This is a genomic window from Catenuloplanes indicus (assembly GCF_030813715.1).
Lineage (GTDB): Bacteria > Actinomycetota > Actinomycetes > Mycobacteriales > Micromonosporaceae > Catenuloplanes > Catenuloplanes indicus.
Genome location: NZ_JAUSUZ010000001.1, coordinates 880150 through 902349, shown reverse-complemented (window position 1 = coordinate 902349; position 22200 = coordinate 880150). Strand labels below are relative to the sequence as shown.

The 22200-nt window shown below is 72.1% G+C and carries 18 protein-coding genes; 13 read left to right on the top strand and 5 right to left on the bottom strand.

Features of this window, described 5'->3' with window-relative positions; all coding sequences use genetic code 11:
* Positions 1-236 precede the first annotated feature (236 nt).
* The 5 genes from J2S42_RS04245 (at position 237) to J2S42_RS04225 (ending at position 5923) form a co-directional block, all read left to right on the top strand.
* Positions 237-1460: an aspartate aminotransferase family protein gene (locus tag J2S42_RS04245; protein WP_307235401.1), complete on the top strand. Its 1224-nt coding sequence runs from the start codon at positions 237-239 to the stop codon at positions 1458-1460.
* Positions 1457-2494 (top strand): zinc-dependent alcohol dehydrogenase, encoded by a 1038-nt coding sequence (locus J2S42_RS04240; protein WP_307235400.1) that lies wholly within the window; start codon positions 1457-1459, stop codon positions 2492-2494. The genes J2S42_RS04245 and J2S42_RS04240 overlap by 4 nt, the downstream gene beginning before the upstream one ends.
* Positions 2478-3551, top strand: coding sequence for a glycosyltransferase family 2 protein (locus J2S42_RS04235; RefSeq protein ID WP_307235398.1), 1074 nt, complete (start codon positions 2478-2480; stop codon positions 3549-3551). Before J2S42_RS04240 ends, J2S42_RS04235 begins: the two co-directional genes overlap by 17 nt.
* Entirely contained in the window at positions 3548-5101 is a 1554-nt protein-coding gene (locus tag J2S42_RS04230; RefSeq protein ID WP_307235396.1) for a glycosyltransferase, read from the top strand. Before J2S42_RS04235 ends, J2S42_RS04230 begins: the two co-directional genes overlap by 4 nt.
* A gap of 114 nt (positions 5102-5215) precedes the next feature.
* Positions 5216-5923 (top strand): hypothetical protein, encoded by a 708-nt coding sequence (locus tag J2S42_RS04225; RefSeq protein WP_307235394.1) that lies wholly within the window; start codon positions 5216-5218, stop codon positions 5921-5923.
* A gap of 76 nt (positions 5924-5999) precedes the next feature.
* On the opposite strand, the gene J2S42_RS04220 is transcribed toward J2S42_RS04225, so the two are convergent.
* The gene (locus tag J2S42_RS04220; RefSeq protein WP_307235391.1) at positions 6000-6869 is read right to left on the bottom strand and encodes an alpha/beta fold hydrolase; all 870 of its coding nucleotides are present in this window, start codon (positions 6867-6869) and stop codon (positions 6000-6002) included.
* A gap of 82 nt (positions 6870-6951) precedes the next feature.
* Here J2S42_RS04220 and J2S42_RS04215 point away from each other — a divergent pair, with 82 nt between their 5' ends.
* Complete coding sequence (locus J2S42_RS04215) at positions 6952-7422, top strand: CGNR zinc finger domain-containing protein (RefSeq protein WP_307235390.1); 471 nt, start codon at positions 6952-6954, stop codon at positions 7420-7422.
* A gap of 125 nt (positions 7423-7547) precedes the next feature.
* A complete protein-coding gene (locus J2S42_RS04210; protein ID WP_307235388.1) occupies positions 7548-7730 on the top strand; it encodes a hypothetical protein in 183 nt (60 codons plus the stop codon).
* On the opposite strand, the gene J2S42_RS04205 is transcribed toward J2S42_RS04210, so the two are convergent.
* A complete protein-coding gene (locus J2S42_RS04205) occupies positions 7710-10169 on the bottom strand; it encodes a class III lanthionine synthetase LanKC N-terminal domain-containing protein (RefSeq protein WP_307235386.1) in 2460 nt (819 codons plus the stop codon). The genes J2S42_RS04210 and J2S42_RS04205 overlap by 21 nt on opposite strands.
* A gap of 2 nt (positions 10170-10171) precedes the next feature.
* Entirely contained in the window at positions 10172-10363 is a 192-nt protein-coding gene (locus J2S42_RS04200; RefSeq protein WP_307235384.1) for a hypothetical protein, read from the bottom strand.
* 134 nt (positions 10364-10497) lie between these two features.
* Between J2S42_RS04200 and J2S42_RS04195 the strand changes: the two genes are divergently transcribed.
* A complete protein-coding gene (locus J2S42_RS04195) occupies positions 10498-13512 on the top strand; it encodes an NACHT domain-containing protein (protein ID WP_307235383.1) in 3015 nt (1004 codons plus the stop codon).
* A gap of 4 nt (positions 13513-13516) precedes the next feature.
* Here the strand turns inward: J2S42_RS04195 and J2S42_RS04190 are convergent, their stop codons facing one another.
* Positions 13517-13654 carry a hypothetical protein gene (locus J2S42_RS04190; protein WP_307235381.1) on the bottom strand — a complete coding sequence of 46 codons (138 nt, stop codon included), beginning with the start codon at positions 13652-13654 and terminating at the stop codon, positions 13517-13519.
* 94 nt (positions 13655-13748) lie between these two features.
* Between J2S42_RS04190 and J2S42_RS04185 the strand changes: the two genes are divergently transcribed.
* The 5 genes from J2S42_RS04185 to J2S42_RS04165 all read left to right on the top strand — a co-directional run bounded on the left by J2S42_RS04185 (position 13749) and on the right by J2S42_RS04165 (position 21666).
* Entirely contained in the window at positions 13749-14939 is a 1191-nt protein-coding gene (locus J2S42_RS04185) for an AI-2E family transporter (RefSeq protein WP_307235379.1), read from the top strand.
* Positions 14940-14993: 54 nt separating this feature from the next.
* Positions 14994-18593 carry an AfsR/SARP family transcriptional regulator gene (locus J2S42_RS04180; protein WP_307235377.1) on the top strand — a complete coding sequence of 1200 codons (3600 nt, stop codon included), beginning with the start codon at positions 14994-14996 and terminating at the stop codon, positions 18591-18593.
* A 42-nt stretch (positions 18594-18635) separates the two neighbouring features.
* Positions 18636-19571: an ATP-binding cassette domain-containing protein gene (locus J2S42_RS04175; RefSeq protein ID WP_307235375.1), complete on the top strand. Its 936-nt coding sequence runs from the start codon at positions 18636-18638 to the stop codon at positions 19569-19571.
* Positions 19568-20350, top strand: coding sequence for an ABC transporter permease (locus tag J2S42_RS04170; protein WP_307235373.1), 783 nt, complete (start codon positions 19568-19570; stop codon positions 20348-20350). The genes J2S42_RS04175 and J2S42_RS04170 overlap by 4 nt, the downstream gene beginning before the upstream one ends.
* 164 nt (positions 20351-20514) lie before the next feature.
* Entirely contained in the window at positions 20515-21666 is a 1152-nt protein-coding gene (locus tag J2S42_RS04165) for a tryptophan 2,3-dioxygenase family protein (protein ID WP_307235371.1), read from the top strand.
* Between the two features lie 257 nt (positions 21667-21923).
* On the opposite strand, the gene J2S42_RS04160 is transcribed toward J2S42_RS04165, so the two are convergent.
* Entirely contained in the window at positions 21924-22151 is a 228-nt protein-coding gene (locus J2S42_RS04160) for a hypothetical protein (protein ID WP_307235369.1), read from the bottom strand.
* Positions 22152-22200 lie beyond the last annotated feature (49 nt).

Below are 22200 nucleotides of genomic sequence, written 5' to 3'. Positions count from 1 at the left end.
ATTTGCGAGCGTCGATGAAAAAGTACGCGCCCTTGCCAATGCGAAAACCGCGGGGCACTGTGGGCCCATCGCCACCCACGCATCGCCCGGGAGTGGATGTGCAGGCGTGGGAGCGTTTCCATGGAGAGGGGGAGACCCGGGTCGAGCAGCAACTTGTCCGTAATGTCGTGGTACCCGCTGGGTGCGGGTGAACCACCGGTAAATCCTGCGCGAAAGTCGAAAGAGGGGGCCGTCCGTTGAGCTCGCATCTCGCCGAGTACACGGGTAACGGAATCTATCTGACCGCACATGACGAGCAGTACATCGACTGCGCGTCCGGCACGTTCAACGTTTCGCTCGGCTATTCCGCCAAAGAGGTTGTCGACGCACTTCACCGGCAGTTGGATCGCCTCGCCCACCTGACGTCCGAGCACACGAGAGAAGCCTCGGCGCGCATATTTGAATCGATGCGCGAATATCTCCCGCCGCACATCGGCGCGTTCTGGTTCCGGGACATCACCGGCTCGACCGCGAACGAGGCCGCGATCCGGATAGCGCAGAAGGCCACCGGGAACACCGACGTCTTCTCGCTGTTCCTGTCCCACCACGGCCAGTCCGTGGCCGCGACCGGCGTCTCCGGCAACGCGTTCCGGCACCGGTCGTTCACGTTGCCGTTCCCCGGCTCGGTGAAGGTCCCGGCGCCGGACTGCGCGAACTGCTTCTTCGGCCAGACGCCGGACCGGTGCCGGATGCTCTGCGCCACCCGGGTCGCGGACTTCGCGGAGTACGCGTCCAGCGGCCGGATCGCCGCGCTGATCATCGAACCGGTGCTCGGCAACGGCGGCAACCTGGTGCCGCCGGACGGCTACTTCCGTGAGCTGCGCCGGGTCTGCGACGACCTCGGCATCCTGATCGTCGCGGACGAGGTGCAGACCGGCTTCGGCCGCACCGGCACGTTCTTCGCCTCCACCGGCGTGGCGCACGAGCTGCGCCCGGACATCATCACGTTCGCCAAGGGCGCGGGCGGCGTCGGCATCCCGGTCGCCGGCGTGCTGATGCGGCCGGAGCTGGACGTGCTCGAACCGTGGGAGCACTCCAGCACCGCCGGCGCGAACCCGCTGTCGCTGACCGCGCTGGAGGAGACGGTCAACTACATCCGCGACCACGACGTGCTGGACAACGTGACGACCGTGGGGGCGTCGCTGCTGGACGGACTGCACGCGCTCGCGCGCGATCATGTAACCGTTTCCCACCCACGTGGCGTCGGGCTCATGCAGGCGTTCGACCTGTCGGACGCGGACGCGGTGCACCGGTTCCTGCCGGTCGCCAAGCGGCACGGCCTGATCATGCGCGGCAGCCGGTACGGCTTCGGCCGCGCGGTCAAGGTCCGCCCACCATTGATCATCACGCCGTCGCAGGTGGAGGACCTGCTGGACCGGCTGCGCGCGGCCCTGCGGACGTTCGAGGAAGAGGGATCATGAAGGCGCTCACCTTCGCATCGGCGTGGAACGTGGACCTGGCGGACGTACCCGACCTGCACGTCATCGGCGACGACGACGTCGTGGTGGACATCGCCTACTGCGGCATCTGCGGCACCGACCTGGGCATCGTCTCCGGCGCCTACCCGGTCGCGGTCCCCGGTGTCACGCTCGGTCACGAGGCGTCCGGGATCGTGGCCGAGGTCGGCGCGGGCGTCACCACGATCGCGCCCGGCGACCGCGTGGTGATCAACCCGACGCCGTACTGCGGGCGCTGCCGGATGTGCCGGACCGGCCGGATCAACCACTGCGTGGGCAAGCACGGCACGGAGAGCGGCGTCAGCTACGACGGCGCGTTCGCCGGGCGGTACCGGACCACGTCCGCGTTCGTGCACCGCGTCCCGGATCATGTGCCGCTGCGCGCGGCCGCGCTGACCGAGCCGCTCAGCTGCGTGGTCACCGGCGTGCGGAAGATCCAGCCGGCGTCGCTGGCGATGAACACGTACGTGATCGGCGCCGGCCCGCTCGGCCTGCTCTACGCCTGGATGCTGTCGCTGAAGGGCCTCACCCCGACCGTGGTCGAGCGGTCACCGGCCCGGCTCGACTTCGCCCGCGACCGGCTCCCGGCCGGCAGCCGGGCCGTCGCCTCGCTGAGCGACGCCGACGACCTGGACATCGTCGTGGACACCACGTCGCACTTCCTGGAGGAGTTGCTGCCCCGGATGGCGCCGGGCGGCACGTTCATGTCGATCGGGCTCAAGGAGCGGGTCGCCGCGATCGACACCATGCTGATCGGCGACCGGAGCCTGAACATCATCGGCTCGATCGACTCGCTGCACGGCTCGTTCGAGGAGGCGTTCCACCTGATCGTCTCCGGCCGGGTCCCGGCCGAGCGGCTGATCAGCCACACGGTGCCGCTGGCCGACTACCGCAAGGGGTTCGCGGCGCTCGGCTGCGACATCGACGCCCGGTCGGTGGGCGCGGCGCCGGAGGCGAGCTGCAAGGTGCTGCTGATGCCGGGTGAGCACGGTGCCTGAGATCAGCGTGGTGATCCCGTACCGGGGGCGGCCGGACAACCTGCGGCTGGCGCTGTCGTCGCTGGCCGAGCAGACGCTCCGCCCGCAGGTCGTGATCGGCGCGATGGAGTACAGCGCGGAGTACGTGGCGATCTGCCGCGAGTTCACGGCCACGCTGAACGTCGTCTCCGTGCTCTCCGCCGCGCCGTGGAAGGTCGGCGCGGCCCGCAACCTGGCGCTGCGCCAGGCCACCGGCGAGGTGGTGGTGCTGATGGACGTGGACATGACGCTCCCGTCCCGGTCGCTGGAAACCCTCTGGGAGCGCCACTTCGGGTACGGGCAGCGCGTCTGCGTGGTCGGCCAGATGCTCGACTACGACAACAACACCGGCGACGTGACGTCCGTGGTCGCACGGTCGTGGGAGCACTACCGCAAGGTCCTCGACGACCTCCAGGCCCGGCCGTCGGTACACGACGACCCACGCCTGCGCACGCCGCAGGTGATTCCGTGGTCGTTCGCCTGGACCGCGCTGATCGCGCTGCGCCGGGACACCACGCCGTTCTTCGACGAGGCCTTCACCGGATACGGCGTGGAGGACCTGGAATGGGCGTACCGGGTCAGCCGCTCCGGCACGCCGATCGTGATGGGCCGCGACCTCTACGGCGTGCACCTGCCGCACGTGCGCGACGTCGCGGCGAACCGGCGCACCGAGACCGTCAACTACCGGTACTTCCTGCGCCGCTGGCCCGGCCACGACGTCGAGCTGGCCTGCGCACTCGGTGACTTCGAGGCGAACGCGGCCTATCCGGAGCTGCTGCGCGCGCTCGCCGGTGCCCGGCTGTCCGTGGTCCTGGGACACGATGACGTGCTCACCATCGGCGTGTCCGGCGACGACACGCCGGGCGAGGTCAGGGAGCGGCTTCCGATCGCCGGTCTGGCGCTGCCCTACGACGACCACAGCATCGCCGAGGCCCGGCTGCTGCCGCCGGTGCTCCGGCTCGGCGGCCGTTTCACCGCCCTGGTGCGCGCCGAGGCGCACCGGGTCGCCCGCACCGTGACCGAGGAGGTCCCGTCGTGATCGTGCACCGTGACCCGCGCTGGTTCCCCGCGCTGTTCTGGACGTTCCTCGCGCTCGCCACCGCGTTCGTGGTGTGGCGGACCGCGGTGGTCAACTGGACCGTCTGGTACGGCCCGGCCGCCTGGCTGATCGAGCTGTTCGGCGTGCTCACCTCGATCTGCTTCATGCTCACACTGCGCAGGGCGGCGAGCGCCGCACCCCGTACCGTCGAAGAGGTCCGGGAGACGGTCGACATCCTGATCCCGACCGCGAACGAGCCGCCGCTGGTGCTCGAACCCACGGTGATCGGCGCGATGCGCGTGCGCGGCGTGCGGGACGTGCTGGTGCTCGACGACGGCGACCGGCCCGAGGTGCGCGAGATGGCGGCCCGGCACGGCGCCCGCTACGTCGCGCGTACCACGAACGAGGGCGCCAAGGCCGGCAACCTCAACAACGGCCTGCGCTACACGGACGCGGAGTTCGTGGTCACGCTGGACGCCGACCACATACCGCTGCCCGAGTTCATCGAGCGGACCGTCGGCTACTTCGACGACCCGCGCGTCGGCTTCGTACAGTCGCCGCAGAGTTTCTACAACCAGGAGTCGTTCACGTTCCGCGGCGACCGGGGCTGGCACGAGCAGGGCATGTTCTACGGTGGCATCCAGCCGACCAAGAACTACACCAACAGCGCGATCTACACCGGTACGTCCGCGATGCTGCGCCGGGCCGCGATCGACTCGGCCGGCGGGTTCGCGCCGGACACGCCGACCGAGGACATCCACACGTCGCTGCGCATCCACGCCCGCGGCTGGAAGTCGATCTACCTGGGCGAGTCGCTCGCGTACGGCCTCGAAGTGGAGAACCTGCGCGAGTATTACCGGACCCGGCGGCGCTGGGCGGCCGGCAGCCTGCGCCTGCTGTTCCGGCACCCGGATTCGCCGCTGCGCGTACGTGGCCTGACCGGCTGGCAGCGGCTCAACTACTTCAGCGCGATGGTCACGCACCTGCAGGGGCCGACGCGCGTGCTCTACCTGCTGGCCCCGCTGGCCGCACTGATCACCGGCGTCGCGCCGGTCACCGGGCCGTACAGCCAATATGGTTTCGCGTTCCTGGCCTTCACGGTCGTGTCGGTGTGGATCGTGGTGGTCTTCGGCCGCGGCCATTACCACCTGCTGCACAGCGAGGCGTTCGGCGTGGCGGACACCGTACCGATGATCTCGGCCCTTCGCGCGCTGATCGGTGACGACCGGAAGTTCGGCGTCACGGTCAAGCGCACCGACCGCACCTCCAGCGGTGCGCTGAAGAACACCTACCGGCTCTACGCGCTGGCGAGCCTGGCCGTGCTCACGCTCGCGGTGGTGCGGCTGGTCCAGGGCGAGCACGTCGCGATCGCGGCCTGGGCCGGCGCGTTCATCGCGCTCAGCACCGGCTACGCGGCCACGTTCCTGATCTCGATGGAACGGTACGAGCGGGCGCCGGGCGAGCCCTGGTACGCCACGCTCACCCCGGCCGAGCTGTACGACGCGGTCGTCGCCCGCAGCGGGACGCGCCGCCGCCTGGTCACGGCCTGACCGTACCGTGGGTCCGGGATCCACTTTCGGGGATTCCGGACCCGCGCCGAGACCGTCCGCGGTGATCTTCGTTAACATGACTCCCGTTTACCGGCGCGGTCGAAACGAGGGCACATGCGACTTTTCGGTCTTGGTAAGCGGAAGGTCCAGCACGACCCCGGCCAGCAGGCGCAGATCCTCGCCCAGGTCCGGCAGGGTTTCGGCGCACACGTGCAGGGCCGCTTCCCGGACCAGGCGGCCGCCGTCGGCCCGTTCCTGCAGGGCGACGACGGCCTGATGGCCGCCGCCACGATCATGCGCGAGTTCGCCGACACGGCCAACGACGCGCTCGCCGCCCAGTGCGCCGACATCTACCGCCGCAGCGGCCACCGCCTGATCGTCGACCGCCGCAACTACCGGCCACTCTGGAAGGAAGCCGGCCACGCCATGCAGTGGCCGCTGTTCGCGCTCGCCGGCGGCCTGCACCCCTACATCCACGTGCAGGCCGCCGCAACCGTCATCGGCCGCAACGCACACCGCTTCGTCGACGTGGCCGACTCGTACGCCACGCTCACCCATCTCTTCGAGAGCCTCGACCTGCTGATCTGCGGGTGGGAGTTCGGCCGGGTCCGGGTCGACGCGGACTCCGCGATGCTGGCCGACCGTCTCATCCAGACCGCCACCGACATCCGCAACGCGATGCCGCAGGAGCCCCCGCTGCCGAAGCCGGTCCGCGAACTGATGCGCCGCAACAACACCATCGACGTCCTGCTCCCCACCGGCCAGCAGATCGTCGGCCAGTTCAACCCGGGCAAGACCATGCGCGAGAAGCTCCTCGCCTGACTCGCCGCCGTACCGATCCGGCCGCGCTGCGGGAAGCGCCGGCGGCCCGTACCGCCGTGATCGTGTTGTTGTTCGCTCAGTGCGGCAGACGCCGGGTGAGGAAATCGCGGATCAGGACGGCGACCTCGTCGACCGCGGTCTCCAGGAGGAAGTGGCCGCCGTCGAGGAGGTGGACCTCGGCGTGCGGGAGGTCGGCGGAGAACGCGTGGGCGCCGGCCGGGCCGAAGATCTCGTCGTTGCGGCCCCAGACGGCGAGCAGCGGGACTCCGCCGGCGCGGAAGTAGTCGTGCAGGCGGGGGTAGAGCGCGAGGTTGCTGGCGTAGTCGAGGAACAGCTTGAGCTGGATCTCGTCGTTGCCGGGGCGCCCGATCAGCGTGACGTCGTGCCACCAGGCGGTCGGGTCGACCAGGGTCTCGTCGGGGACGCCGTGCAGGTACTGCCAGCGGATCGCGTCCAGCGTGAGGGCGCCGCGTACGCCGGCCTCGGTCTGCGGCGTCTGTGCGGCCCAGTAGTCGCGGACCGGGGACCAGAACGAGGGGACCAGACCGTCCTCGTACGCGTTGCCGTTCTGAGTGACGATCGCGGTGATCGCCTCGGGCCGGCGCAGCGCGAGCCGCCACCCGATCGGGGCGCCGTAGTCCTGGACGTAGATCGCGTAGCGGTCGATGCCGAGCTGGTCGAGCAGGGCCTCGGTGAGGTCCGCGAGCGCGTCGAACGAGTAGTCGAACTCGGCGGCCGGCGGGGCGTCGGAGAGGCCGAAGCCGAGGTGGTCCGGGGCGATGACGTGGAAGTCGCCGGCCAGCAGCGGTATCAGCGTGCGGAACATGTGCGAACTGGTCGGGAAGCCGTGCAGCAGCACGAACGCGGGCTGCGCCGGGTCGCCGGCCTCGCGGTAGAACAGGCGCCGGCCGTCGACGGTCGCATACCGGTGGTGGATCTCGGGCATTTCTAACCTCCATAAGTAACTTTGATGGTTAGAGCCAAGCATCGGATGCGGTAACCTGTCAAGAGGCTTATGGGGGTTAGAAATGGCGGACACCGCGTTCCTGCTGACACTGCTCAACACCGCACCGGTGATCGACGGGGTACGGACGGACCGGCTCGACGAGGCGTGGCCGGAGCTGCCGGACGCCGGCCGGCGGGCGCTGCGCACCGCGCGTGACCTGCTGCAGGACGTGGTTCGGGGCCGGCGTCCGGCTACCGCGCTGGCGCCGCTGCTCGACGGCGTGCGCTCGGTGCCGTCGGTCACCGCGGACGGCGTGGTGTGGGCGATCGACGCCGACGGCGCCCGCGCGCTCGTCGTCGAGGCGGTCCTGGCCTGGGACGAACTGCGCCGCGCCGCACCGGGCCGGCTGCGGCCGTGCGCGAACGACGAGTGCGAGCTGTTCCTGCTCGATCGCAGCAAGTCCAACAGCGCCCGCTGGTGCTCGATGGCGACCTGCGGCAACAAGCTGAAGGCGCGCCGGCACTACGAACGGGCACGTCGTACCGCCGAGTGAGGGCGGTGTCGGGAGTCCGACAGCGGTGACGCGTCCGAGTGCTGCCCGGAACGCCGAAATGCCTGGTGGCGAGCTTGATCGGGGCGGGCAGAATGACTGCCGTCGTCGTCACGAGGAGGATCGCCATGGAGGACGCGTTGCTGGCCTACAACGCCGGCCGCGTCGACGCGCTGGACGGGCGCCGGGACGCCGACCTGGCCGAACACCCGGAGACCGGCGCGGACTACCGGCGCGGCTTCCTGGACGCGCGCATCGAGGTCGTCAGCATGCACGCGGAGCTGCGGAAACTACTCGGCCAGGAGAGCTGACGGTTCCAGCAGGCCCGGTGCGGCCGGGTCGTCGAGGCGGCGGAGGAAGGTCAGGATGCCGGTGTAGCCGGCGGACCAGGACAGCGGCGCGTCCTGCCGGTCCAGATCGACGAACCTGGGCGCGTCGTCCGGGCCGTGGCTGCGGCGCATCAGCTGGCGGGCCACGTCGTGGGCCGCGTCGAGCCAGCGGCCGTCGCCGGTGTGCCGGGCACAGTCGATCAGATAGGTGCCGACACCGGCCAGGCCGCAGCACTGTCCCGGATTCTGCATGCGCGGCACCCACTCGGCGCAGACCTCCGCGGCCGCCAGCGCCAACTCCGCGAAACGCGCGTCGCCTCGTTCGCCCGCACCCAGCACCGTGGTGGCGTGCAGCAGCGCGCGGCCGATCCCGGCCAGGCCCTGGCACCAGGAGACCGCGAGCGGCACGGCACCGCGGCGGCGGGCCCGGACGATCAGGTCCGCCGCGGTGTGCGCCAGCACGCCCGCACGGTGCCGGGCCTCGGTGCGCACCGCCGGGTCGCCGGTCGCGGCCACGTACTCCAGCAGCAGATCGAGCACCCCGGCGGTGCCGTGCGCGTAGCTGGACGCGGGCTCGGTGCTCGGCGACGGCGTGTCGGTCACGGACAGCCGCATCGGCCCGGGCCGCAGCAGCGCGTCCACGCAGGCGCGGGCGGCGGCGTGGTCGCCGCGCAGCAGATGCCCGATACCGCACCCGGCGATGCCGCTGATGATGTCGTCGTGCGGATCGGCCGCGTCGAACGGCGTGGCCGGCGCGGCCGCGTCCGGGTCACCCATCCGCGCGCGGAACAGCAGCGTGCCGGTGGAGCCGAGGTGGAGACCGGGCGGCCGCGGGAAGCGCCGGGCGGCTCGCCCCGCATGCTCGAAAAGCCTGTCCAGCAGCGGGGGTACGGCCGGGAACTCCCGATGATGCAGCAGCTCCAGGCCCAGTCCGGCGCTGCCGGTGTAGAGCGTGGCGTCGAACGACGCGTACGCCGACTCCGGTGCGTCGAGCACCCTTCCCGGCGCCTGCTCGCAGACGACCCGGAGAACGTGACGGCGCAGCGCGGGTACGTCCGGGCACGGTCGCCGGCCGTACCCCCGGCGGGGTCCCGTGAGTGAGAGCGAGCCGGCGGCGAGCGCGCGCAGCGCCGCGAGCGCGACCGGTCCGTCACCGCTGATCAGGTCGAGCAGGACGCCGGCGGACGGCCCGAGCAGCGCGGTCACCGACGAGCGCATGCGCGCGGCGGACAGCCCGTCCTCGGTCTCCACGATCACCGGTACCAGGCCGGTCGCGGCGAACGCGAGCGTCATGCCGAGCGCGTGCGCGTCGTCCTCCGGCACGGCCGGTGCGCCGCGCATCTGCCGGGACGGGGCGAAGCCGTGCGTGCCGCCGCGCGGATGCAGCCCGTGCAGCGCGGCGATGCCGAAGTCGACCAGGCCGGTGCCGACCACGTTGCGCGGCGTGACGTCCCGCATGATCACGTCGCGGTCGTGCAGCGCGCACACGATCCCGGCCAGCTCGTGGGCGAGCCGGGTGAACGCGGGGGACAGGCCGAGCGCACCGCCGGTCATGATCCGGGTCTGCAGATTGTCGCCGCCGAGATCCGTACTGACCAGGAACTCGTCGTCGCCGTGCGCGAAGTGGTCGAGGAAGCGCGGCACGCCGCCGACACCGTCCAGCGCGCCGAGCACACGGCGTTCGTTGCGCAGCCGCAGACGCGCCTCGCCGACGTACGCCCGGGCCTGCTTGATCACCACCCGGTCGCCGGTCGCGGTGTCCCGGCCGCGGAGCACGTCACCGTGCGCGGACCGGATGATGCCGTCGTCCACGGTGTACCGGCCGCCGAGCAGCTGCGGCGCGGCCGGTGCGGGCCCGAACGGATCGCTGACCCAGTCCGGCTGCCGGTAGTGCAGCGTGGCGATCGCGTCGAAGCGGGCGTCGCCCGGGCCGGGGATCTGCACGGCCAGCACGCCGCGCGCACCAGCGAACCACTGGTTCACGAACGGCCCATACCGGTAATAGACCGGCGCGTCGGCGGCGACACGCCGGTCGCTGAGCACACGGGGCCCGATCCGGCCGCGCAGCATCCGGGCCAGCGCCAGGCCCAGCGTGCGCACCCGGTCCGGCTCCGGATAGACGGTGAACGCCTTGCCGACCGTGGCCGGGTGCTCGTAGCCGTCGTTCATCGCGGCGAGCGCGGCGGTGCCGGCCGCGAGCTTGAAGTCGTGCCGCTCCGCCAGCAGGTACGGCACCAGCACCGCGGCCAGGTCCGGCAGGTCCCCGGCCCGCGCCGAGACGTGCAGCTTCCAGCCGTGCGCGGGAAGCGGCACGTCCCGCCGGGCATACGTCCACTCCGGCGTGCCGGCGACGGTGTACTCGTGGTCGTACGCACCGGCGACCTGCTCCCGGACGTACGGTGCGGACAACCAGCCGGTCATCGTCAGGAGAGCGTGCGGCCGGTGGCGTCGCAGAACTCGGTGCCCCTACTGCACGGCCCGCAGGTGGCCGGGCAGCGATCCGCGGACAGCAACGCCTCCTGAACGTCGCCGAACGCCACCTCCGGCTCGCCGGCCAGCTCGCCGAGTGCCCGCGGCGTGAGCTCGTCCAGGGCGGACAGCAGTGCGACAGACATGGGAACCCCTCTCCGTAACGGTCGTGTCCCCGATGCTGGGCACGCCGCTCCCGTCCGGGCAACGCCCATCTGTCCGCCGCGTGGCGCTATCTGTCCCCGCCGGACAGCTAGCGGGGCTGTCATACGCTGCGTCGATGTCCACACAGCTGGGTTACGCGGATGCGGTGAAGCTGCTCGGCGGGTCGTCACCGCTGGTCACGGCGCTCGACCGGGCCCTGGGCGGGCTGCTGCTGGCGGCCACGGGCGGCGGCAGCGAGCTGGCGATCAGCCTGTTCGACGCCAAGGGTGAGGCGGTCCGGCTCGGCAGCCAGCTGATCACCGGGCTCCGGGACAGGATCAAGGGCTATTCACGGTACGACCGGACACAGCGCCTACAGGCCGCACACACGATCATCGTGGTGACCGCGTTCTTCGAGGCGCTGGACGACATCGGCCTGCCGTTCGACCCACGCGACCTGCGGCTCACCGCGGAGGAGCGGAGTCGCATCCTCGAAGCGAACGACGGTGTCCGTCACGTAGTGGCGGGCGCCGTGCCGATACCCGTTCCGCATCTCGACCACGCGGAGTTCGAGGCCGCTTTGTTCCTCTGGTACAGCCACGGTGCGCTCAATCTCATCGAGTTCGTACGGAACCTCAGGGTCTTCGAGAACCTGAATGGAGCCGACCGTCGTGCATCCGACCGTGCGTTCGCCTATCTACCGAAGGCCGCGGAACAGCGCTATGCCGACCTTCATCGTCGGCTCGTCGTGGAGGCACCCGAGTTCGGCTTCTGGACCGCTGAGACGCGGCAACGGGAGATCGGTACCGCGTTGTCCCGGATCGAGACGGTGCTCGCGCCGATCGCCTCGGAGCACACACCCGGCGACGTGGCCGCCAGCCTCGTCCGCGCCTGGCAAGCCGCGCTGGATCGGCCGATCCTCTCCGATGGTGCCGTCTCCGGCGACCTCACCATCCCCACGCTCGCGCTCGGCTACGTCGACCCGGACTTCCGGATCCGCACAGTCGATTCGACCGCGTCCTCAGCCGGCGAGGCTTGGCTGGATCAGGTGGCCGCGGCCGGGTCGCCGGCCGAGGAGGCTTGGTGGGAGCAGGTGACGGCCCGATCCGACCTTGCCGAGTTCCTGGCGAGCCACCTGACCACGCCAGGAGCCACGGAGTCGCCGCTGTTGGTGCTGGGCCAGCCGGGGGCCGGGAAGTCGGTACTTACCCGGATCCTCGCGGCGCGTCTCGATGCGCGCCACTTCCTGCCCGTCCGCGTGGTGCTGCGAGAGGTCCCGGCCGAGGCGGACGTGCAGGACCAGATCGAGTACGCGGTCCGTGCCGCCACCGGCGAAACACTCTCCTGGCCCGCGCTGGTCCGTGCGGCGGGGCCGGCGCTGCCGGTGGTGCTGATCGACGGCTTCGACGAGTTGCTGCAAGCCACCGGCGTCAGCCAGTCCGACTACCTAAGCAAGGTCGCCGCGTTCCAACGACGCGAGGCCGACCTTGGCCGGCCGGTCGTGGTGCTGGTCACCAGCCGTACCGCGGTCGCCGACCGGGCCCGCCCGCCGGCTGGCACACTGTGCCTGCGCTTGGAGCCGTTCCGTCGGCCGCATGTCGAGCGGTGGCTCGCCATCTGGAACACGGCGAACACCGCTGCGCTGCACGGCCGCGGGCTTGCCGTGCTCGACGCGGAGGTGGTGTTGCGGCAGCCCCAGCTGGCCGGACAACCGCTGCTACTGATGATGCTGGCGCTCTACGACGCGGACGCGAACGCGCTCCGCGCCGCCGGCGAGGCCCTTGACGAGGGCGCCCTTTACGAGCGCCTGCTCACCACGTTCGCTCGGCGTGAGGTGAGCAAGACGCACGAGCCGGCGGACGAGGTGACCCTCGCCGCGCTGGTCGAGGCGGAACTGCTCCGCCTCTCCGTGGCCGCGTTCGGCATGTTCAACCGGAATCGCCAGTGGATCGCCGAGCACGAGCTGGACGCGGATCTGCGCGCGTTGATGCCGGATCGCCGTGTCGAGCTGGCCGGGGACTTCCGGCGGAAACTCGGTGCTGCGGAGCAGTTGGTCGGGCGCTTCTTCTTCATGCAGCGCAGCGAGGCGAATCAGGCCGGTGCCCGGCTGCGGACCTACGAGTTTCTTCACGCCACGTTCGGTGAGTATCTGATCGCGCGGCTGACCGTGCGCCTGATCGAGCAACTCGCGAGGGAGGAGATGGACGCGGCTGGTGCGGTGTTCGGCTCGACGGGCTGCCGGGACCATCAGCTGCACGCACTGTTGTCCTTCGCGCCGCTGACCAACCGTGAGTCCGTTCTGGCGTTCGTGGCCGGTCTCGCTACCCAACACCGTGCGGACGCGGTGCGGAGTCTGCCGGTTACGTTGTTCCAGCGGCTCGACCGGCGGCCTACCGATCAGGACGTGCGCGACTATGTACCCGTGACGCTGCCGGTGCCGGAACGGTACGCGGTGTATGACTTGAATCTGCTGCTGCTCGCGGTCGTGCTGAACGGCGGGGTGCGGGCGAGTGAGCTGTTTCCGGGTGCTGTTGACCTGGCGCTGAGCTGGCGACGGCACGCGTTGCTCTGGCAGGCGATGTTAGGGACAGTCGCCTGGTGGGCCGTGGTCTTCACGCTGCAGACGCGAGCGGTCTGGCTCGGCGACCGCCGTGATCTCGTCGTGCTGCTCGACCGCTCGTCGCTGCCACCACTGGTCGACCCCTACTGGCACTATCGCATCCATCCGGGTCACCCCACGCGCACGATGACCTCCTGGCAGCACACCCACGCCGACGGGTTGGCCCGGCAGAGCAACTTGGTGCGTGACCGGGTCAACGAGACGCTGATGCACGCGGTGCAGCCGCTGATGGCGCGCTTCGCGGACGCGACCACCACCTTCGTGGCCGACGGTGACCGCGCCTACTCGATAGCCGCCGCGATCAGCCGGTTCCAGCTGGCGGCGGTACTCGGCGAGGACCCGGACGAGATCCGGCACGCCGGCGACGCCGCGGTCCATGCGGTCACCAGTGGCTGGTCACCGCAGGTGGGCACGTATGTGCGGCGGCGCAGCGCCCGCGCTGTCCTCGTGACGGTCCACGCGATGCAAGCGGACGTGCCGGACCAATCCCGCCAGAGGTGGATCGGGGAACTGCAACGGATGCTGGAGTGATCGGTCAGGACTCCGCGATCGTGACTGGGCCGACCCGGCGCAGGTTGTTCACGTTGATCACGATGGCCTCCTGGGCGGTCCGCGACGTGATCGGCAACCCGGTCCACCCGTACACGAGGCCGTTCGTCCGCTCCGCGCCCATGCTCCGGCCGGTCGTCGCCGGCCGCGCGGCCCCGCTCGCCGGTCCACGCCGCGTCCAGCGGGTGGTGAGCGGACAGATCCCATATGGTACGGGGGTGAAGGTCCTGAACGCGGCCAAGAGCCGATCCGCCCTGGGCACCGCCGCGCTCGTCGCCGGTCAGACGCTCGTCGTCATGCTGCTCGGCTACGTGCTGCTGAAGCTGCTCGGCTGGGCGTGGCCGGTCGTCTGGCCCTTGACGGTGGCGTTGCTGCTCACCACGCTCACCTGGCCGCCGGCCCGGCTGCTGCGCAAGTGGGGCTGGCCGCCGGCGCTCGCCGCGACCGTCGTCACGCTGCTGTTCCTGCTGGTCGCGGCCGGCATCATCGTGGGCATCGTGCTGCCGGTCGCGGGACAGGGCCCGGAGCTCGCCAAGGGCGTCGTCGACGGCATCACCCAGCTGCGCGAGTGGGCGTCCGGCCCGCCGCTGAACATCGGCGACGCGCAGGTCGACAACGCGTTCAACACCGCGATCGAGCAGATCCAGTCCAGCGCCAGCAGCATCGTCAACTACACGATCACCGGCGTCGGCACGGTGCTCAACGGCGTCATCACGACCGTGCTCGCGCTGTTCCTGATGTTCTTCTTCCTCAAGGACGGCCCGCGGTTCCTGCCCTGGCTGAGCCGTCAGCTGCCGGGCCGGCTCGCGGTGGACATCCCGACGATCGCGGAGCGCAGCTGGCGGACGCTCGGCTCGTTCGTGCTGTCCCAGGCGTTCGTAGGCCTGCTCGACGCGGTCTTCATCGGCATCGGACTGTGGATCGTCGGCGTGCCGCTGGTGCTGCCGCTGGCCGTGCTGACGTTCGTCGCCGCGTTCGTGCCGATCGTCGGCGCGCTGTTCGCCGGTTTCGTCGCGGTGCTGATCGCGCTCGTCTTCGAGGGATTCTGGTCCGCGCTGATCGTGCTGGCGATCATCCTGGTCGTGCAGCAGCTGGAGGGCAACGTCTTCCAGCCGATGATCCAGAGCCGCGGCCTGGGCCTGCACGCGGCCGTGGTGCTGCTCGCGGTGACGCTCGGCGGCAGCGTGGCCGGCATCGTCGGCTCGCTGCTGGCGGTGCCGGTGGCGGCGCTGGTCGCGGTCTTCTGGACGTACCTGCGCGAGCAGCTCAGCGGCCCGGGCACGGAGCCGAACGACCCGGACCCGGCGGGCACGGCTGACCCGGCTGACCCGGGTGGTCCGGCACCATCGGCCCCGGCCGGGCCGTCCGCCGACCCGTCAGCCGGTCCGGACGACGCCGTCAAGGCGTGATCGCCGGCCGGCACCTGGCGTCGGGGTTTCGGCGCGACCGGTGAGAATGGCGGGGTGCGGTTCGGGATTCTGGGCCCGGTGCGGGCGGACGGCGCGGCCGGGCGGGCGGTGCCGCTCGGCGGTGCGCGACTGCGCGCGCTGCTCGCCATGCTGCTGCTGGACGCCGGCCGCCCGGTCCCGGCCGCCCGGCTGATCGACGGGGTGTACGGCGACCGGCCACCGGCCGGTGCGGGCAACGCGCTGCAGTCGCAGATCTCCCGGCTGCGCGCGGTGCTGCCGGTGGAGCACGACGGCGGCGGCTACCGGCTGGCGATCGACCCGGACGAGGTGGACGCGCACCGGTTCGCCCGGCTGGCCGCGGCGGGCCGCGACGCGCTCGCGGCCGGTGAACCAGCGCGCGCGGTACCGCCGCTGCGCGAGGCGCTCGCGCTGTGGCGCGGCGAGCCGCTCGCCGACGTCCGTGCGGCACCGTTCGCGGACGCTCAGGTCACCCGGCTGACCGAGGCACGGCGGTTCGCGGCCGAGGATCTTGCCGAGGCGGAACTGTCGGCCGGTGCGCCGCGCGCGGTGATCGGACCGCTGCGGGACCTGGTCGTGGCGGCCCCGCTGCGCGAACGCGCGTGGGCACTGCTGATGCGCGCGCTGGCCGCGGACGGGCGGCCGGCCGAGGCGCTGGCCGCGTTCGAGACGGCCCGGCGCACGCTCGCCGACACGCTCGGCGCGGATCCGTCACCGGACCTGTCCGCGCTGCACACGGCGATTCTGCGCGGCACACCGGTCGGCCCGGCGCCGGCCGGGTCTTCCGGTGCGGTGTCGACCGGGTCTTCCGGTGCGGTGCCGGCGGGGTTTCCCGGTGTGGCGTCGGCGGGGTCTGCCGGTGCGGTGCCGGCCGGATCTTCCGGTCCGGCGTCGGCGGAGTCTCCCGACGCCGGACCGGCCGGGTCCACCCGTCCGGTGCCGGCCGGGCCACCCGGCACGGCCGACGCGGACGCCGTGCCGTCGCGCGCCGACGGCGCCGATCGGCACGGTGTGCCGGCCCAGCTGACCAGCTTCGTGGGGCGCGACAACGAGCTGCGGGCGGTCGCGGCCGCGCTGGCTGCGGGCCGGCTGGTGACGTTGCACGGGCCGGGCGGGTCCGGGAAGACACGCCTGGCCGTGGAGACCGCGACCCGGTACCCCGGTGCGGTGCGGTTCGTCGAGCTGGCGGCCGCGACCGCGCCGGACGTGCCCCGCGCGGTCTCCGACGCGATCGGATTGCGGGACACCGGGCTGCGCAGCCGCGACCTGCGGGACGGCGGCCCGAGCGTGACCGATCGGCTGATCGCGGCGCTCACCACGCGGGACGTGCTGCTGGTCCTGGACAACTGCGAGCACGTCATCGCCGAGGCGGCCGCGCTGGCGTCCCGGCTGCTCACGGCGTGCCCCGGCGTGCGGATCCTGGCGACCAGCCGCGAGCCGCTCGGCCTGACCGGCGAGGTTCTGCGCCCGGTCGGCGGCCTCCCGGAGCAGGCCGCGGTGCGGCTGTTCCTGGACCGGGCCGCGCTCGTCGACCCGGGCTTCGGCGCCGCGGGTCAGGACCCGGGCTCCGTCGCCGCGGGCCGGGACGCCGGCTTCACCGTGGCGGGTCAGGATCCCGGCTCCGCCGCGGCGGCCCGGGACCCCGGCTCCACCGCCGCGGAGCCGGCCCTCGGCTTCACTGCTCGGCCCAACGCGTCCGAAAGCGACACTCCCGGACGACTCGCCGGGGAGCGACTCGCCGAGCAGCGGCGGATGAACGCGCAGACGATCCAGGAGCAGAACGCCGCGGCGATACGGGCGATCTGCCGGACGCTGGACGGGCTGCCGCTGGCGCTGGAACTGGCCGCGGCGCGGCTGCAGGCGCTGCCGGTGAGCGAGGTCGCGGCCCGGGTCGGTGACCGGTTCCGGCTGCTGAACCGGGGGAGCCGGACCGCGCCGGAACGCCAGCGCACGCTGCGCGCGGTGGTCGAGTGGAGCTGGGAGCTGCTGAGCGAGCCGGAGCGGGCGCTGGCCCGCCGGTTCACGGTCTTCCGTGGCGGCTGCGCGCTGGACGCGGTCGAGGGCGTGTGCGGCCCGGACGCGGTCGGCCTGCTCGCTGATCTGGTCGGCAAGTCGCTGATCGAGCGGGACGGCGACCGCTACCGGATGCTGGAGACGATCCGGGCGTTCTGCACGGAGCGGCTGGCCGAGTCCGGTGAGGAGCCCGCGATCCGAGCGGCGCACGCGGCCTGGTTCCTGACCGTCGCGCAGGCGGCGGACCGGGAGCTGCGCACCGGACGGCAGCTGAGCGCGCTGCGCCGGCTGGACGTGGACCGGGACAACCTGCACGCGGCACTGCGCGACGCGGACGTACGCACCGGGCTGCGGTTGCTGGCCGCGCTGTCGTTCTACTGGTGGCTGCGCGGCCTGCGGACCGAGGCCGCTGACCTGGCCCGCATGCTGCTGGAACGCCAGCCGGAGCCGGAGCCGACCGAGGAGTACGCGCTGTGCGAGCTGACCGCGCGTCTCGGCGCCACCGGCACCGGCCGGGAGCCGGCGCCGTACCTGACCGGGATCACCCGCCCGCCGGCGCAGCCGTTCCTGATGTATCTGTCCGCGATCGTGTCCGGCCCACCGGCCGGCAGTCTCGCCGATGTGCAGACCGTGCACGTACACCTGCGGAACCAGTTGTACGGCGATCCGTGGAGCGAGGCGCTGGGCGCGATCGGCGCGGGCTGGATGGTGCTGCTGGCCGGTGGCACGCCTGCGCAGGCGGAGCCGGAGTTCGTGGCCGCGCTGGCCGGTTTCCGCGCGCTGGGTGAGCGGTGGGGCACGATGCTGGCGCTGAACGGCCTGTTCGAGATGGCGTCCGCGCGCGGCGACCAGGCGGTGGCGGAGCAGCGGATGGCGGAGGCGATGCGGCTCGCCGGGGAACTCGGCTCCACCGTGGACACCGCGGATCTGCTGCGCAGCCGCGCGGACAGCCGGTTGCTCGCCGGCGACCTGGACGGCGCCGCGGCCGACCTGATTCGGACCGCGGAACTGGCCCGCGGGTGCGGCGCACCGGAGCTGCTGTCCGCCGCGCTGCTCGGCCTGGGCCGGCTGGCACTGCGCCGCGGCGACCGCGCCGAGGCCCGCCGGCTGTGCCGGGAGGCGCTGAGCGAGTGCCCGGTCGGCTGGTACGGCTCGTACGGCGTGCGGGTGACCGCGCTGGCCGTGCTGGGCCGGATCGCCGCGCAGGACGGCGACGACACCACGGCCGGGCGCCTGTTCCGCGAGGTCTTCATGATTGTCCCCGGCCCGGACGGCCTGCCCGCGCTCGGCGAGGCGCTGCACGGCCTGATCGGCGCGGCCGTCCGGTCCGGCGCGGCGGACCGCGCGGCGGTCCTGCTCGGCGCCTCCACCACGCTGCTGATCGGCTCGGCGACCACCGGTGCCCCGCGAACCGATGCCTCCGCCACCAGCGCAACCGGCACGGCCGTGGAAGGCCGCGATCCCGGCGTGGTCGCGGAGGAACGGAACCCCGGTTTCGCCGGTGAGGAGGATCAGGCCGGCACGGTTCGGGACATGCTCGGCGACGCGGCCTACCGGGAGGCACACGCCCGTGGTGCCCGGCTGACGCGCGCGGAGGCGATCGCGTACGTCATCGGTGCGTGATCCGTGCGCGCCCGGTGCGCGCGCCCGGTCACGCTGACCGGCATGACCACGACACCCGGGATCCTCGCCGAGGACCTGCACAAACGCTACGCGCGGACGACCGCGCTGAACGGCTTCCATCTCGACGTCCCGGCCGGCACCGTGCACGGGCTGCTCGGCCCGAACGGCGCCGGCAAGACCACGGCGGTGCGCATCCTGGCCACGCTGCTGCGCTTCGACGCCGGCCGTGCGGTGGTGGCCGGTGCCGACGTGACGAAGCAGCCCGGCACGGTACGCGAGCGGATCGCGCTGACCGGCCAGTACGCCGCGGTGGACGGCCTGCTCAGCGGCCGGCAGAACCTGGTGCTGTTCGGCCGCCTGCACCACCTGAGCGCCCAGGCCGCCCGCCGCCGCGCCGACGAGCTGCTGGAACGATTCGGCCTGACGGATGCGGCGCACCGGTCCGCGCAGACGTACTCCGGCGGTATGCAGCGCCGGCTGGACCTGGCCGCGAGCCTGATCCGCCGCCCGTCCGTGCTGTTCCTGGACGAGCCGACCACCGGCCTGGACCCGCGCAGCCGCAACCAGGTCTGGCAGGCCGTCCGGGACCTGGTCGCGGACGGCACCACGGTGTTGCTGACCACGCAGTACCTGGAGGAGGCGGACCAGCTCGCCGACCACATCTCGGTGATCGACGCGGGCCGGGTGGTCGCGGGCGGTACGCCGGACGCGCTCAAGTCGGTGATCGGCGCGGACCGCCTCGAGGTGGTGATCCGCGACGCGGACGTGCTGGCCAAGGCGGCGGCGATCCTCGGTGCGGCGGACCCGGACGTGGACCCGGACACGCGCCGGATCCGGGTGCCGGTCACGGACCGGGTGGGCGCGCTGATCGAGGCGGCCCGCGCGCTGCAGGACGCCGGCATCACGGTGGTGGACCTCGGCGTCCACCGGCCCACGCTCGACGAGGTCTTCCTCCACCTGACGGGACACCAGGCATGAACCACGCTCTCCGCGACGCCCGCGTGATGACCGGCCGCTACCTCACGCACGTGGCCCGCGCACCGGAGGAGATCGTCCTCTACTTCACCCTGCCGATCATGTTCACGCTGGTCTTCGGCTACGTGTTCGGCGCCGGCATGGCGGTCTCCGGCGACACGTACCGCGAGTTCCTGATCCCCGGCGTGTTCGTGATGACCATGCTGTACGGGCTGGGTGCGACCGCCACCGCGGTCGCGGTCGACATCAACCGGGGCGTGGTCGACCGGTTCCGGTCGATGCCGACCGCGCGATCCGCGCTGATGGCCGGGCGCAGCGCCGCCGACCTGGTCCGCGCGCTGCTGGAGATGTCCGTACTGATCGTCTGCGGCCTGCTGGTCGGCTGGCAGGCGCACCGGGGGATCGGGCTCGCACTGGCCGGCGTCGCCCTGATCCTGTTGCTGCGGGTGGCACTCACCTGGGTCGGCATCTGGCTGGGCAGCCTGGTGCCGAACCCGGACACGGTCTCCGTGATCGTCTTCCCGCTGGCGTTCCCGCTGACCGCGCTCTCCAACGTGTTCGTGGCTCCGGAGCTGATGCCGTCCTGGGTCGGCGTGGTCGCCCAGTGGAACCCGCTTTCCGCGACCGTCGCGGCGGCCCGGGATCTGTTCGGCAACCCCGGCGTGGGCGGTGACTCCTGGGCGGCCGGCCATGCGCTGCCGCTCGCGATCGGCTGGCCGCTGCTGCTCATCGCGGTCTTCGCCCCGCTCGCGGTCCGCCGGTACCGGCGCCTCGGGTCCTGACCCGTATCGCGGGATGTTCTCGCATGATCCGTTTCCGGACAACGCCGAGACGGCACTGAGAGTGATAGATAAATCACCGACCGAGACTGTTTATTGATCGATATGGTTCGGTCGTGCTGACTGACCTAAGTAGACCGGTGTTGCCTGCTGAGGGAAACGGATACGTGAGCGCCGAGACGGCCGCGGTGCGGGCGTGGACCGCGGCCGGCGGGGAGTTCCCGTACCGGGAAGTGCTCACCGCGTACCGGCGATGGGGTAAGGCTCTGGTTCCGAACGGGCTGCTGGACGCGCTGTCCGAGGCCCGGCCGCACGCGGGGGCCGGGCTCCGGGCGCTGCTGGACGTGTTGCTGGACAAGCGGGACGGCGCCTACGACTACCGCTCCTATCTGGCGCTGCCGCTGCTGGCGCCGCACCTGGCCGACCGCGACCTGCTCACCGTGCTGCTGGTCGCCGACCTGATGCGCTTCGAACTGGCCGCGGCCGGCGACCCCGCGGTGGCCGGCGATCCGGCCGGTCCGCTGCCGGTGATGCCGCCGGACGGGGGGCTGGTGGACAAGCGGCTGCGGCACGGGCTGCGGGTGGTCCGGCCGGTGCTGGCCAGGCTCGGCTGGACCGTGCCGGTGCCGGAGCCGGGCGTGCGGGCCGAGGCGCGCGCGGTGTGGGCGGCCACGGACGCACGGCTCCGCGACGATCAGCGGCTGATGCTGCGCTGCACGGTGCTGCCGGTCGACATCGTGCACGACGAGTACCTGTTCATCCGGGTGCTCCAGACGTTCGAGGCCGCGTTCGCCGCGCTGGTCCGCGACCTCGAACGCGTGCCCAGTGCACTGACTGATGGCTCGGTCAGCACGGCGGATCGCCTGCTGCGGCACGCGGCCGCACTGCTGCGTGAGGTGAGTCCGCTCTGGTCGGTGGTGGCCACGATGCGGGTGGAGGCGTTCCGGCGGTTCCGGCAGTGGACGGAGGGCGCGAGCGCGATCCAGTCCCGGCACTACAAGCTGATGGAGAGTCTGGCTCGCCGGCCGGACGACGCGCGCCTCGGCTCGGCCGCCTACGACCACGTGCCGGAGATCCGCGAGCTGGTGCTGACCGGACTGCCGTCGGTCGACGCGGCCTACCGGGCCGCGACGCTGCCGCCGGAGGCGCGTGCGGCGGCCGGTGCCGCGATGGCCGACTTCGCCGCGTCCGTGGACGTCTGGCGCCGCACCCACCACCGCCTGGCCGTGCGCATGCTGGGCGCGGAGACCGGCGGCACCGGGTACACCGGCGGCGCCTCGTATCTGGCGAAGGCCCGGGAGATCCCGGTGTTCGGCTGACCATCGGTGCGGGGCGTCCCGCACACGGCCGGGACGCCCCCCGCCACATCAGCCGATCCGGTAGCGGTTGCGGCGGCGAACCGCCCTCCGGCACGACCGCGATCGTGGTCGCGCTCCGCACCGCTGATCGACGTGACCATGGTGCTCTTGCCGCCGCTACCCGCGCTGGACTCGGCGTTCGCGGCCGCGCCCGCCCGAAGTCAACGTGGACGTACCGGCAATCGGGGAACACGAACGGTGACGGCGGTGAACGCGCGTCACCGGTGTCGCACGGTGAAGCGGTCGAGGGTGATCGTGCCGTCGTCCAGCCGCGGGCCGGTAGCGGGGGACCAGGAGGCGAGCGTGGCCGCGCCGGCCGCGGCGCCGGCCGGCGCGTCGTGTAGCCGGGTCCAGCGGCCGTCGTGCTCGTGCCATGTGCTCAGCCGCCCCCAGCGCGCAGATCCGCCGCGAATCGACCATGGTGCATGCAAGCACGGGTCGATCATTTCGCGCATGTTACGCAGGGCACAGCTTCGTGGGCGGCCGGACATCGGG